The sequence below is a fragment of the Sphingomonas sp. PP-F2F-G114-C0414 genome (assembly GCF_003688595.1).
GTDB lineage: Bacteria > Pseudomonadota > Alphaproteobacteria > Sphingomonadales > Sphingomonadaceae > Sphingomonas.
Map to the genome: position 1 here is coordinate 111366 of NZ_RCWT01000011.1, position 12448 is coordinate 123813.

Consider the following 12448-nt stretch of genomic DNA (forward strand, 5'->3'; position numbering starts at 1 on the left):
CCTCCCCGTCATCCCCGCGCAGGCGGGGATCCATATCCTCCGGACCCGGCGCTTTCACCGCACGGCCTGCCACTATGGGTTCCCGCCTCCGCGGGAATGACGGTATTGGGCAGACGTTACGACCAATCGACGAGGACGAGAGAATGACCGGCACGATGGAAACGATGACGATGTCCGACGGCACGACCGTCGCGGTCTATCACGCGCAGCCGACCGGCGAGCGTCGCGGCGGCCTCGTGCTGGTGCAGGAGATCTTCGGCGTGACCGACCACATCCGCGATCTCTGCGACGAATACGCCGCCGACGGCTACGAAGTCCTGGCGCCGGCCCTGTTCGACCGCGAGCATCCCGGTTTCGAGGCGGACTATTCGGGCGAAGGCCTCGCGCGCGGTGTCGAACTCGCGCGCCAGCTCCACCCGTTCGACCTGTCGCTGAAGGACGTCCAGACCTGCATCGACACGCTCGCCCCCGCCGGGCCGGTGTTCGTGGTCGGCTATTGCTATGGCGGCTCGATCGCGTGGTTCGCCTCTACCAAGCTGACGGGAGTCGCAGCGGCGAGCGGCTATTACGGTAGCATGATCCCGGCCGCGGCGGACGAGGAACCCAAGGTGCCGGTGATCCTGCACTTCGGCCGTCACGATCACGGCATCCCAATGGAGGGCGTCGAGCAGGTCATCGCCAAGGATTGGCCGAATGCGACGGTGTATGTCTATGAGGCGGGCCACGGGTTCAATTCGGACCGGCGGAAGGATTACCACGAGCCTAGCGCGGATTTGGCGAAGCAACGGACGCTAGACCTGTTCCACGCCAACGGCGGCTGAGCGGCCTTTTCCCCAACACTAACGCCACCCCGGCGAAGGCCGGGGCCCAGTTGGGGGACGTTGCTAAAGGAGGACGGCCCTTCGTTATTGCCACCTTTCCAACTGGGCCCCGGCCTTCGCCGGGGTGGTGGCAGTGGTAAGGGCTCCGGCGCAGGGCGGCGGCACCACAGACGCGAGGGCCACCCCTTACTTCTTTGTTCTCCCGCGAAGGCGGGAGCCGAGTCTGGGTCCCCGCCTTCGCGGGGAAACAACTCTCTGCCAATCCTCCGAAATTACTCCCCCGGGAAATCCGCCCCAAGGCTGTCCGCCTTATGCGCCTCGATCTCCTTCAACCGCGCCGCCAGCTTCGTCGTAACCGCATCATACCCCCAAGCCCCCAGCACCAAATGCCGCGGCGGGTTCGCATTCTCGGTCAGCGCGATCATCGCCTCGCCAGCCCGCACCGGATCGCCCGCCTGCGTCCCGCTAACCTCGCGCGTGCTGTCGAGCCGCTTGCCCGCCGTATCCGCATAGTCCGCGATCTTCACCGGCGTCTGCTTCAGCGACCGCCCGGCCCAATCCGTCCGGAATGGCCCCGGCTCGACGCACGTCACGTCGATCCCGAGCGACTTCACCTCCGCCAGCAACGCGTCGGACCAGCCCTCGACCGCATGCTTCGAAGCAGCGTAATAACCCGATCCCGGAAACCCGACCTGACCGGCAACCGACGTAATGTTGATGATATTGCCGCTCTTCTGCCCCCGCATGATCGGCAGCACCGCGCGAGTCAGCGCGAACAACCCGAACACGTTCGCGTCGAACTGCGCGCGGATCTCGGACTCGACGCCCTCCTCGACCGACGCCTGATAGCCATAGCCCGCATTGTTCACGAGCACGTCGATCCGCCCGAACTTGGCCTTGGCCTGCGCTACGGCATCGTCGATCTGCGCCTGCTCCGTCACGTCGAGCGACAGCGCGAGCGCACGATCCTCGGCGCCTTCCGCCAGATCCGCAACGCGATCCGCATCGCGCGCGGTCACCACCGCACGCCAACCGCGCGCGAGCACGAGCTTGGCGAGTTCGCGACCGAAACCGGTCGAGCAGCCGGAAATGAACCAGACGGGCGTGTCGGAGGCCATGAGACATCTTTCGTTATAGGGTATACACGGAAGAACGGCCGGACCGCCGATTGGCTCCGCTTTGACCGCAAGCCACGGGATGCGCACGCGTCGCGACCGGCTATACCGGTCCAATGAGCATCGCCCTCGACACCGAAACCGCCTGGACCGCGTTCGAAGCCCGCGACCGCGCGTGGGACGGCCGGTTCGTGGTCGGCGTGAAGACCACCGGCATCTACTGCAAGCCAAGCTGCCCCGCGCGTCATCCCAAGCGCGAGAACGTCACCTTCCACCCCGACGCAGCCAGCGCCCGCGCCGCCGGCTTCCGCGCGTGCCTGCGCTGCACCCCCGACGAAGTTGGCCGCGACCGCATCGCCGTTGCCGCGGCAGTCGCGCTACTCGAAGCCGCCGAAGACCGCCTATCGCTCGACGCAGTTGCAGCGAAAGTCGGCTACGCGCCGCATCATTTCCACCGCCTGTTCAAGCGCGCCACCGGCGTCACCCCCGCCGCCTACGCGCGGGCGCTCCGCACCGGCCGTGCCGCCAACGCCTTGTCGGAGGATTCAACCGTGACCGAAGCGATCTACGACGCCGGCTATTCCGCCCCCAGCCGTTTCTACGAGGCCGACGCGAAACGGCTCGGCATGGCCCCCAGCGCCTGGGCACGCGGCGGCGAAGGCGCCACGATCCGCTGGACCACCGCCGACACGAGCCTGGGCACGCTGTTCGTCGCCGCCACAGAAAAAGGCCTCTGCCGCGTATCCTTTGATGAGGATTACGCCGAACTCCACCGCCGCTTCCCCAACGCCACGATCGAACCCGGCGGCGAAGCCCTCGCGAATCTAGCGGCGCAAGTCGTTGCTGCCGTCGAATCCCCCGACCGCGACCAAGACCTCCCGCTCGACGTCCGAGGCACCGCCTTCCAGGAAGCGATCTGGCAAGCGCTGCGCACCATCCCGATCGGCGAAACCCGCACCTACAGCGAACTCGCAGCGCTCGCCGGCCGCCCCGCCGCAGTCCGCGCCGCCGGCACCGCGTGCGGCCAGAACCCCGTGTCGATCGTCATCCCCTGCCACCGCGCACAGCGGATCGGCGGCGCACTCGGCGGCTATGCCTACGGGCTGGATCGCAAGCGCGCGCTCCTAGCGAGCGAAGTTCAGCGCGCCGACTTGCAGAAATAGACGAGCTTCTCGTTCGGCAGCGGCGGCAACACCGCACGCACCGCCGCCTGCTGCCCCGCGAGCCGACCCAATGCGGCGTCGTCCATGTTGCACACGTTCGGCACGACGCCCCGCGCAGTCCGCGCCGCCTCCATCCCCGCCGCCGACATAAGATAGCGCGTGTTCGAATAGACCCGCGTCGCCGGATCGAACGACAGCACGGAGACGGTCTGCTCGGCATCGGGCACCAGCACGCGGTCCCACCGGCCATTCGCGGCGACATATTGCGTCTTCCCGTTCACACACCCCTTCGCGCCCCAGTCGATCGGCACGTCCTCGCTCGAGGAGATCGTGATCCGGCTGCGCTCCGGGATCAGCGTGCACATCAGCTTGCCGAGCGCCGCATCAGGCGTCGATATCCGCGTCTTGGGTAGGGCCGACAGCGGCACGTCGACCTCGCCCGAAGGTCGCAGCACGAACACGATGATCGCAACGAGCACCGCCATGCCGCCGATCGACACCGCCCAGATCGCTTGGCGCCGCTGGCCCCGCGATTCGAGGAGCCCCGCGCTGCCGATCACGAGCGCTCCAGCGACCAGCAACAGCCCGGCAATCGCCATCACATTCTCGCGGCTGCGCGACGCCTCGGTCCGCGCCTTCTCCAGCGCAACCTCGCGGGTCATCGCATCCTGCGTCGCTGCGTCCCGCTTGGCGGACGCCGCATCGGCGGTCGCCCGCGCATCCGCGTCGGCGTCCTGCCGCAAGCGATCCTCGATCGAGGTGCACCCCGTCCCGATCGACGCATAAGGCTGTTTCGCATCGTGGAGGAAGCCGGCCAGTTCGGTATCCGCGATCGCGAACCCGAACGTCGAATCGCCCTCCTCGCCGCGGGTGATCGCCGAGTTCACACCGATCACCCGCCCGCACCGGTCGAGCAGCGGCCCACCGGAGTTACCCCGCGCAATGCTGGCCGTATGAAGCAGCACCTCGACACCGCTCAGCACACGCCGCCCGGAAAGTACGCCCTCGGACCGCACCGGCGTCATCGGCCGGATATAATCTGCCGCCGACCGCGCCGTCGCCAGGTCGACGTTCCCCGGGAAGCCGAGCGACACCACCGCATCGCCCTCGGTCATCGGCCCGGTATACAGCGCGCTCGACGGCAGGCGCGCGCCGGTGAACTCGATCAGCGCCAGGTCGCGCTGCGAATCATACGCGATCACCTTGCCCTGGTACGACTTGCTGCCCTCGGTCGGGACGATGCCGACGACGACGTTGTCGGGATAGCGCTCGGCGAGATCGACGACGTGCGCATTGGTGACGATCCGGTTGGGCGCGATCGCGAAACCGCTGCCGTGGCCGAAGCCGACCACCTGATCGTCGACCACCGCGATTGTCACGACGCGCACGACGCCGCGCCCGGTGGCGGCGATGTCGTCCGCGGACGCGGAACTCGCCAACCCGAAAGTCAGCGCGAGAAGGAGGAGCAGGCGGATCATGCACCAGCCTTCGGGGAGTTACGCGCGGCGATCAACCCTCGGCTCTTATAGGCCGCCCCCCGCACGTCCGGTTTGGTTAGCGAATTATCAAGCCTTGGCGCGTAACCCCTTAGGCAATCATCCGGGGATTTGGGCATGAGCGCATTCGGGCGTCGTAGTGGCATGAGCGGGGGGCAGAACGGGGCGCAAGCGGTGCGTCCCGCATTCGGCGTCGCCCGTCCCATGCAGGGTAGCGGTCCTGCACCGCGGCCCGAACCCGAAGGCGGCGCGCAATTTCCGCCGATAGACTCGCTGCCGATGCCCGGCGAGAGCGACGGCTTCGGCCCCGGCACGATGCCCGCCGGACAGCTGGACGCGATGCAGCGCCTGTCCGATCGGCAGAATGCGAGCGGCGAGGCGGGCAACAGCCGCGTCGAGGGCTTCGAACAGTCGATCCACAAGATCAAGGAACAGGTCCTCCCGCGCCTGCTCGAACGTGTCGATCCCGAAGCTGCGGCAACGCTCAACAAGGACGAGCTGGCCGAGGAATTCCGCCCGATCATCGGCGAAGTGCTCGCCGAACTTAAGCTGACGCTCAACCGTCGCGAACAGTTCGCGCTCGAAAAGGTGCTGGTCGACGAACTGCTCGGGCTCGGGCCGTTGGAGGAGCTGCTGGCGGATCCGAACATCACCGACATCATGGTGAACGGCCCCGAGCAGACCTATGTCGAGCGCAAGGGCAAGCTCGAACTCGCGCCGATCCAGTTCCGCGACGAGGAGCATCTGTTCCAGATCGCGCAACGGATCGTGAACTCGGTCGGCCGTCGCGTCGACCAGACCTCGCCCCTCGCCGATGCCCGCCTGAAGGACGGCTCGCGCGTCAACGTCATCGTCCCGCCGCTGTCGCTTCGCGGCACCGCGATCTCGATTCGTAAATTCTCCGCCAAACCGATCACGCTCGACATGATGGCTGGCTTCGGCTCGATGTCGCCGAAGATGGCGACCGCGCTGAAGATCGCCGGCGCGTCGCGGTTCAATGTCGTGATCTCGGGCGGTACGGGCTCGGGCAAGACGACGATGCTCAACGCGCTGTCGAAGATGATCGACCCCGGCGAGCGCGTGCTGACGATTGAGGACGCCGCCGAGCTTCGCCTGCAGCAGCCGCACTGGCTCCCGCTCGAAACGCGGCCCGCCAACCTGGAGGGCCAGGGCGAGATCTCGATCCGCGATCTCGTCAAGAACGCGCTGCGTATGCGGCCTGACCGGATCATCCTCGGCGAAATTCGCGGCAGCGAGTGTTTCGACATGCTCGCCGCCATGAACACCGGTCACGATGGCTCGATGTGCACGCTCCACGCCAACTCTCCCCGCGAAGCGCTGGCGCGTATGGAGAACATGGTGATGATGTCCGACATCAAGGTCCCGAAGGAAGCCATCTCGCGCCAGATCGCCGACTCGGTCGAGCTGATCATCCAGGTGAAGCGCCTACGCGACGGCTCGCGCCGGGTGACCAACATCACCGAGGTGATCGGCATGGAAGGCCCGGTGATCGTCACGCAGGAGCTGTTCAAGTTCGAGTACATGGACGAGTCTGCCGACGGGAAGATCCTCGGCGAGTACCGCTCGATGGGGTTGCGGCCGTATACGCTGGAAAAGGCCAAGCAGTTCGGGTTCGACCAGGCATATCTTGAGGCGTGTCTCTAACGGCCTGTTACAGAATGGAGCCCTTCCCTGACCACCACCCCGGCGGAGGCCGGGGCCCAGTTGGAAAGTTGGCAATAAGGGAGCGCCGTCCACAATCATCACCGTCCCCCGACTGGGCCCCGGCCTCCGCCGGGGTGGTGAGCTTTGCGAGCGTTGCGCACATCCAAGGTCGCTCTGCATCGACCTGATTTTCATCAACCCAGTTTCGCAGGGCTATCTTGGGCAGGCTCGCCCGTCTTCTGTTCCCCCGCGAAGGCGGGGGCCCAGGAGCCCCCAATGCCGCCGCCCGTAACCCTGGACTCCCGCCTCCGCGGGAGAACAAGGATTGTTGCGTAGGACTGGCAGGACCGGATCGACCAGAAGAGCGCAGTGCTCTCCAAGCCTCCGACCCGCCCGGCGAAGCCCCCGCTTGTACGCCGCCACCGACCCGCTACGAACACCCCCACATGCGTCGCGCTCTTCTCACGCTCGTCCCGCTCCTTGCGGTCTTCACCGTCTCCGCACGCGAGCCGACCGTGCCGACGCCCGCCATCTCCCCCGAAGCGCGCGACCGCGGCGTCTACCATCTCGCCGCCGATGCCGAGGCGCGCTGGGTGCCGTTCGACCTCACCCCCGGCAACCAGATCCGCTTCACGATGCAGCTCGAAGGCCGCAAGGTCACCGCGATCCTCGATACCGGCGTCAGCTATACACTGCTCGCCAAGGCCTCCCCCGCGCTTGACCCCGCCAAGCTGGTCGCCGGCGGCAGCGCGGCCGCGATCGGCGGATCGGTCGCGCTCGGCTGGATGCCGACGCGCTCGCTGGCACTCGGCGGCCTCGCGCGAACCGGCGGCGGCGTGACCGTCGCGAGCCTGCCCGCGATCGCCACCGGCAGCGCCGCCGCGGTCGACCTGCTGGTCGGCGCTGACCTGCTCGCGGGATACGCGCTCGACATCGATTACGCCGCGCACCGCTTCCGCCTGCTCCGCTCGGGCCGCATGCCGTTCAAGGGCGAGACCGCACCGCTCCGCGTGTCGACCGAACGCACCGTTTACGAGAGCACGATCACGCTCGGCGGCCGACGCCTTGCGCCGATCGTCGTCGATACCGGCGACGGCTCGGCGATCACCGTCACCTCCGCCGGATGGCACGCCGCGAACCTGAAGGCGCTGCGAACCACCACCGCGATCGCGTTCGGCTTGGCTGGCCCCACCGTCAGCGGCCTCGGAATCGTCCCCGACCTGCGCGTCGGCGCGTTGGTCGCGCGCGAAGCCGAAGTGCGGATCGAGCCCGCCGGCGGATTTTCCCAGGCGATCGGCACCGCCGGCCGGATCGGCTCGGGCTTTCTCCAGAATTACCGCGTGCTGCTCGATCCCGGCGCACGCCGCATGATCCTCCGCCGAGGCCCCCGCGCCGACCGGCCGCCGCTACGCTCGACCAGCGGCTTGCTCGTCGGCATCGAGAACGATCGGCTGAAGGTGCTCCACGTCATGCGCGGCAGCCCCGCAGCCGCTAGCTGGAAGGACGGCGAGATGATCTGCATGATCGATGGCGCAGCGATACCCCGAGATTACGCGAAAAATCCGATCGCCGCCTGGTCGGCCGGCGCGCCCGGCCGCGTCGTCAGTCTCGGGCTGTGCGATGGTTCGACGCGCGCCCTTACTCTGCGGAATTTCTACTGATGCCGCGCAATCGGTGGGCGCAGGCGCTGATCCTGCTGCTGGTCGCGCTGGCGGTCCGGGCATGGGATTTCGGCAATCCGGTGATCGATCCCGACCAGCAATATTACCTGCTCGTCGGCGATCGCCTGCTGCACGGTGCGGTCCCGTATATCGACATCTGGGATCGCAAGCCGATCGGGCTGTTCCTGCTGTTCGCCGGCATCGGGACGCTCCCCGGCAACGGCATCCTCGCCTACCAGCTGATGGCAACGTTGTGCGCGTGGGCGACCGCGATCGTCGTCGGCCGCGCGGCAAGGACTATCGGTGCAAGCGATCGCGGCGCGCTCGGTGCAGCGACCGCCTATCTGCTGGTCATCGCGCTGGTCGGCGGCATCGGTGGGCAGGCCCCCGTCTTCTACAATCTGCCGATGGCGGTCGCCGGTCTGCTGACGCTCCAGCTCCCCGCCAAGGCCGCCGCCGGCCGCACCGGCGCGATCGTCGTCAGCGGTATCGCCGCCTGCCTGCTCGCAGGAATCGCGATCCAGCTGAAATACACGCCGATGTTCGAAGGCGCGGCGTTCGGCCTCGCACACATCTGGTTCCTCGCGCGCACCCGCGCAAAATGGCGGCACGTCATGCTGGCGGCGACGGTGTGGGCGGTGATGGGTCTCGCACCGACGCTCGCCGCGATCGGCTGGTATCGCGCGCAGGGCCCGGCGGCATTCGATGCGTTCTGGTTCGCCAACGTTACTTCGATCGCGCTGCGCAGGGGCTATTCGGCAAGCGATCTCGCGATGCGCTTGCTCGGCATCGCCGCACAGCTGTCGCCGCTGATCCTCGCCGCGATCCTGACGTGGCGGACACGACCGCGCGGCGGCATCGCGGGCGAGACGATGCTGGTCGGTTACGCCTGGCTCGGCTTTGCGCTGGCGGGGTTCTTCGCGATCGGCACGTTCTTCGACCATTACGCGCTGCCGCTGGTCGCGCCGCTGGCGATCCTCGCCGCGCCGACGCTCGGGCGTTCGATCCGCCTGCTGATCCTGACCCTGGGCGTGGCGATCGCGATTCTGATCGCCAAACGCCTGCTCCATCCCAGCGACGCTGCCGGCGCCTATGCGGTCGCGCATGTCGTCGAAGCGAACAGCGGCCGCGAATGCCCGTACGTCTTCATCGGCGACACCATCACCTATCATCTCGCGCACGCGTGCCTCCCGACCGCCTACGCCTTCCCCAATCTGCTCGCCTACGACACCGAACAGGGCGCGACCGGGATCGACGAAGCCGCCGAAGTCCGCCGCATCCTCGCCAGGCGACCACCGGTCATCGTCACGTCAGACCGGCGCCTGTCGATCTGGAATCGGGGGAGCCTGCGCGCGGTCAAGGCGGCGCTCGCGCGCGGTTACCGCCCCGTCCTCTCGACCCCGCGGAACAGCTGGCACACCGTCGTCTATCTCCGGAACGACCGCCGCTTTAGGTCTTGAACGCCAGCCCCACCGTCACCGCTAGCCCGATCAGCGCCAGCATCTGTACCGTCGGCCAGTCCACCCAGCCGACCGAGTCCGGATCGCGCCGCCGTCGCCTGCGCCGTTCCCCGAACCCCGCGATGACGGCGAGCGCGGCCAGCCCGCCACTCGCACTCCACAACACCGGCGCCATCAGTCAGCCGAGCTTCTCGACCTTTTCCTGCAACTTGGCGAGTTCGCTGCGCAGCGCCGCGATCTCGTCGTCCTTGCTGGCGGGCGCGGCCGCCGGTGCGACGCCCCCCGCGGCACCGGGCTTGAACGCCTGGGTCGCGACGTCGAACATCTCGAGGTTGCGCTTGGCCAGATCGGCAAAAGGCGAGTTCGCGAACGCACCCTCGACCGCCGACTTGAACTGGTCGTGATTGCGGCGGAAGCTGTCCATCGACGCCTCGAGATACCCCGGCACCATCGTCTGCATCGAATCGCCGTACATCGAAATCAGCTGACGAAGGAAGTTCACCGGCATCATCGTCTCGCCGCGGCTCTCCTCCTCCATGATGATCTGCGTCAGGACGTTGTGCGTGATGTCCTCGTCGGTCTTCGCATCGACCACCTTGAAGTCGCGCCCCTCGCGGGTCATCGTCGCGAGATGATCCAGCGTGATGTAGGATGACGACTCGGTGTTATAGAGCCGCCGGTTGGCGTACTTCTTGATGATGACGATTCCGTCGGCAGCCGGTTGCTTCTTCATGGATCCCCCGTCTTATGTTTGAAACGGAGGCTACAGTCTTTGATGACGCACCGCAACAAGGTCCGAGGCCCTTACCCTTGTTCCTGTCCGTGCTGCGCAACGAGACCGCAGCATCGCCCGACCGGATGGCGCGCGCACTAGCGGGATTGCGCGCGTATCAGGACGCGCCGCGAGAGAAGCGCCCCGATCCCAAGCCTGCGATCCACCGTGCCGGACGCGTCGCATTGCGCGATTATGGCGGCATCGGACGCCCCGTGGTATTCGTCCCGTCGCTGATAAATCCGCCCGACATTCTCGATCATTCGCCCGAGTCTTCGCTGGTGCAATGGACCGCCGCGCAGGGGTTTCACGTCTGGCTGGTCGATTGGGGATCGCCCGGCAGCGAGGATCGCGACCTTGATCTGGCCGCGCATGTCGAACGGTTGCTGGTCTCGCTCCTCCAGGCACTCCCCGAGCCACCGGTGCTGGTCGGCTATTGCCTCGGCGGCACGCTGGCGCTCGGTGCCGCCGCGATAGCGCCGACCGCCGGAGTCGCGACGATCGCCGCGCCGTGGCACTTCGCGGGGTATGGCGAAGGCCGTCCCACGCTGGCCGCGACCTGGGCCGCGGTCCAGCCCGCCGCCGCGATGCTCGGCGTCCTGCCGATGGAAGTCCTGCAAGCCGGCTTCTGGCAACTCGACCCCGCGCGCACGATCGCCAAATACGAAACGTTCGCCGACCTCCCCCCCGACAGCGACCAATCGCGCGCGTTCGTCCGGCTCGAGGACTGGGCCAACGCCGGTGCCCCCCTCCCCTACGCCGCCGCAGCGTCGCTGTTCGAGGACTGCATCGCCAACGACCTCCCCGGCAAAGGCAGCTGGGTGATCGCCGGCACCCCGGTCGATCCGCGCGCGCTCGCCTGCCCGACCGTCGAGTTCGTCTCGCTGACCGACCGCATCGTCCCCGCCGCCACCGCGATCGGCCTCGCCGACCGCCGCGACCTCGGCGCCGGCCATGTCGGCATGATCGTCGGCCGTTCCGCACGCTCGCGCCTCTGGGAACCGCTCGCCAACTGGATCGCCGCACTCGACTGACCTACATGGGGTCCAACCATAGAGGACCCTGACATGACCGACCTGAACCCGAACGACGTCGTCATCACCGCCGCCAAGCGCACCCCCGTCGGCAGCTTCCTCGGCGCGTTCGCCACCACGCCCGCGCATGAACTCGGCCGCATCGCGATCGAAGCCGCGCTCGAACAGGCCGGCGTCGCCGGCAAAGACGTCTCCGAAGTGATCCTCGGCCAGGTCCTCACCGCGGCCCAAGGCCAGAACCCCGCCCGCCAGGCCTCTATGGCCGCCGGCGTCCCGAAGGAGATTCCCGCCTGGGGCGTCAATCAGGTCTGCGGCTCAGGCCTGCGCGCGGTCGCCCTCGCGGCACAGGCGATCCAGACCGGCGACGCGACCATCGTCGTCGCGGGCGGCCAGGAATCGATGTCACTCTCCGCGCACGCGCAATCGATCCGCGGCGGCCAGAAGATGGGCAACTTGAGCCTCGTCGACACGATGGTCAGCGATGGCCTGACCGATGTCTTCAACGGCTATCACATGGGCATCACGGCAGAGAACCTCGCGGAGCAATACCAGGTCACGCGCGGCGAGCAGGACGCCTTCTCCGTCGCCTCGCAGAACAAGGCCGAGGCTGCCCGCGGCTCGGGCCGCTTCAAGGACGAGATCGCCCCCGTCACGATCAAGGGCCGCAAGGGCGATACCGTCGTCGCCGACGACGAATACATCCGCGCCGGCGCGACGATCGAGAGCGTCTCCGGCGTGAAGCCCGCGTTCAAGAAGGACGGCACGGTAACGGCGGCCAACGCCAGCGGCCTCAACGACGGCGCCGCAGCCCTCGTCATGATGCGCCGCGACGAGGCCGAACGCCGCGGCTCGCCCATCCTCGCGACGATCAAGAGCTGGGCGTCGGCCGGCGTCGACCCGTCGGTGATGGGCATCGGCCCCGTTCCCGCCACCAAGCGCGCGCTGGAGAAGGCCGGCTGGACGCTCGCCGACCTCGACCTGATCGAAGCCAACGAAGCCTTCGCCGCCCAAGCGCTGTCGGTCGGCAAGGAACTCGGCTGGGACGCATCGAAGGTCAACGTCAACGGCGGCGCGATCGCCATCGGCCACCCGATCGGTGCCAGCGGCGCCCGCGTCCTGACCACGCTAATCTACGAAATGCAGAAGCGCGATTCGAAGCGCGGCCTGGCGACGCTGTGCATCGGAGGCGGCATGGGCATTGCTATGTGTTTGGAACGGTAAGGTACACATAAAGCGCAATTTTGTATCGATAGCGCTACCT

Annotated in this window: 11 protein-coding genes; 7 read left to right on the top strand and 4 right to left on the bottom strand. The window is 67.5% G+C overall.

All coding sequences use genetic code 11. The features are described 5' to 3' along the window. Positions 1-143 precede the first annotated feature (143 nt). Positions 144-821, top strand: a complete 678-nt coding sequence (locus C8J47_RS09725) for a dienelactone hydrolase family protein (RefSeq protein ID WP_121885510.1) — start codon at positions 144-146, stop codon at positions 819-821. Positions 822-1093: 272 nt separating this feature from the next. Here C8J47_RS09725 and C8J47_RS09730 read toward each other — a convergent pair whose 3' ends face one another. Next, positions 1094-1939, bottom strand: a complete 846-nt coding sequence (locus C8J47_RS09730; protein WP_121885511.1) for an oxidoreductase — start codon at positions 1937-1939, stop codon at positions 1094-1096. Positions 1940-2052: 113 nt separating this feature from the next. On the opposite strand from C8J47_RS09730, the gene ada reads away from it, so the two are divergent. After that, a complete protein-coding gene (gene ada / locus C8J47_RS09735) occupies positions 2053-3099 on the top strand; it encodes a bifunctional DNA-binding transcriptional regulator/O6-methylguanine-DNA methyltransferase Ada (protein WP_121885512.1) in 1047 nt (348 codons plus the stop codon). On the opposite strand, the gene C8J47_RS09740 is transcribed toward ada, so the two are convergent. Then, complete coding sequence (locus C8J47_RS09740; RefSeq protein WP_121885513.1) at positions 3075-4577, bottom strand: S1C family serine protease; 1503 nt, start codon at positions 4575-4577, stop codon at positions 3075-3077. The genes ada and C8J47_RS09740 overlap by 25 nt on opposite strands. 135 nt (positions 4578-4712) lie before the next feature. Between C8J47_RS09740 and C8J47_RS09745 the strand changes: the two genes are divergently transcribed. From C8J47_RS09745 to C8J47_RS09755, 3 genes are all read left to right on the top strand, one after another. Beyond that, positions 4713-6260: a CpaF family protein gene (locus C8J47_RS09745; RefSeq protein ID WP_056055300.1), complete on the top strand. Its 1548-nt coding sequence runs from the start codon at positions 4713-4715 to the stop codon at positions 6258-6260. A gap of 446 nt (positions 6261-6706) precedes the next feature. Continuing rightward, positions 6707-7921 carry a hypothetical protein gene (locus C8J47_RS09750; RefSeq protein WP_121885514.1) on the top strand — a complete coding sequence of 405 codons (1215 nt, stop codon included), beginning with the start codon at positions 6707-6709 and terminating at the stop codon, positions 7919-7921. Then, positions 7921-9381, top strand: coding sequence for a hypothetical protein (locus C8J47_RS09755; protein WP_121885515.1), 1461 nt, complete (start codon positions 7921-7923; stop codon positions 9379-9381). Before C8J47_RS09750 ends, C8J47_RS09755 begins: the two co-directional genes overlap by 1 nt. On the opposite strand, the gene C8J47_RS09760 is transcribed toward C8J47_RS09755, so the two are convergent. Next, positions 9371-9556, bottom strand: a complete 186-nt coding sequence (locus tag C8J47_RS09760; RefSeq protein ID WP_121885516.1) for a hypothetical protein — start codon at positions 9554-9556, stop codon at positions 9371-9373. The genes C8J47_RS09755 and C8J47_RS09760 overlap by 11 nt on opposite strands. 3 nt (positions 9557-9559) lie before the next feature. Then, the gene (gene phaR, locus C8J47_RS09765; RefSeq protein ID WP_060527198.1) at positions 9560-10114 is read right to left on the bottom strand and encodes a polyhydroxyalkanoate synthesis repressor PhaR; all 555 of its coding nucleotides are present in this window, start codon (positions 10112-10114) and stop codon (positions 9560-9562) included. A 77-nt stretch (positions 10115-10191) separates the two neighbouring features. On the opposite strand from phaR, the gene C8J47_RS09770 reads away from it, so the two are divergent. Both C8J47_RS09770 and C8J47_RS09775 read left to right on the top strand, forming a co-directional pair. Next, positions 10192-11187, top strand: coding sequence for an alpha/beta fold hydrolase (locus C8J47_RS09770; RefSeq protein WP_259467471.1), 996 nt, complete (start codon positions 10192-10194; stop codon positions 11185-11187). 33 nt (positions 11188-11220) lie between these two features. Then, positions 11221-12408, top strand: a complete 1188-nt coding sequence (locus tag C8J47_RS09775) for an acetyl-CoA C-acetyltransferase (protein ID WP_121885518.1) — start codon at positions 11221-11223, stop codon at positions 12406-12408. Positions 12409-12448: the final 40 nt, after the last annotated feature.

What these genes read in the sequence shown, in the direction of transcription:
- C8J47_RS09725 (WP_121885510.1), top strand. Translation starts at nt 144, where the DNA reads ATGACCGGCACGATGGAAACGATGACGATGTCCGACGGCACGACCGTC.
- C8J47_RS09730 (WP_121885511.1), bottom strand. Translation starts at nt 1,939, where the DNA reads ATGGCCTCCGACACGCCCGTCTGGTTCATTTCCGGCTGCTCGACCGGT.
- ada (WP_121885512.1), top strand. Translation starts at nt 2,053, where the DNA reads ATGAGCATCGCCCTCGACACCGAAACCGCCTGGACCGCGTTCGAAGCC.
- C8J47_RS09740 (WP_121885513.1), bottom strand. Translation starts at nt 4,577, where the DNA reads ATGATCCGCCTGCTCCTCCTTCTCGCGCTGACTTTCGGGTTGGCGAGT.
- C8J47_RS09745 (WP_056055300.1), top strand. Translation starts at nt 4,713, where the DNA reads ATGAGCGCATTCGGGCGTCGTAGTGGCATGAGCGGGGGGCAGAACGGG.
- C8J47_RS09750 (WP_121885514.1), top strand. Translation starts at nt 6,707, where the DNA reads ATGCGTCGCGCTCTTCTCACGCTCGTCCCGCTCCTTGCGGTCTTCACC.
- C8J47_RS09755 (WP_121885515.1), top strand. Translation starts at nt 7,921, where the DNA reads ATGCCGCGCAATCGGTGGGCGCAGGCGCTGATCCTGCTGCTGGTCGCG.
- C8J47_RS09760 (WP_121885516.1), bottom strand. Translation starts at nt 9,556, where the DNA reads ATGGCGCCGGTGTTGTGGAGTGCGAGTGGCGGGCTGGCCGCGCTCGCC.
- phaR (WP_060527198.1), bottom strand. Translation starts at nt 10,114, where the DNA reads ATGAAGAAGCAACCGGCTGCCGACGGAATCGTCATCATCAAGAAGTAC.
- C8J47_RS09775 (WP_121885518.1), top strand. Translation starts at nt 11,221, where the DNA reads ATGACCGACCTGAACCCGAACGACGTCGTCATCACCGCCGCCAAGCGC.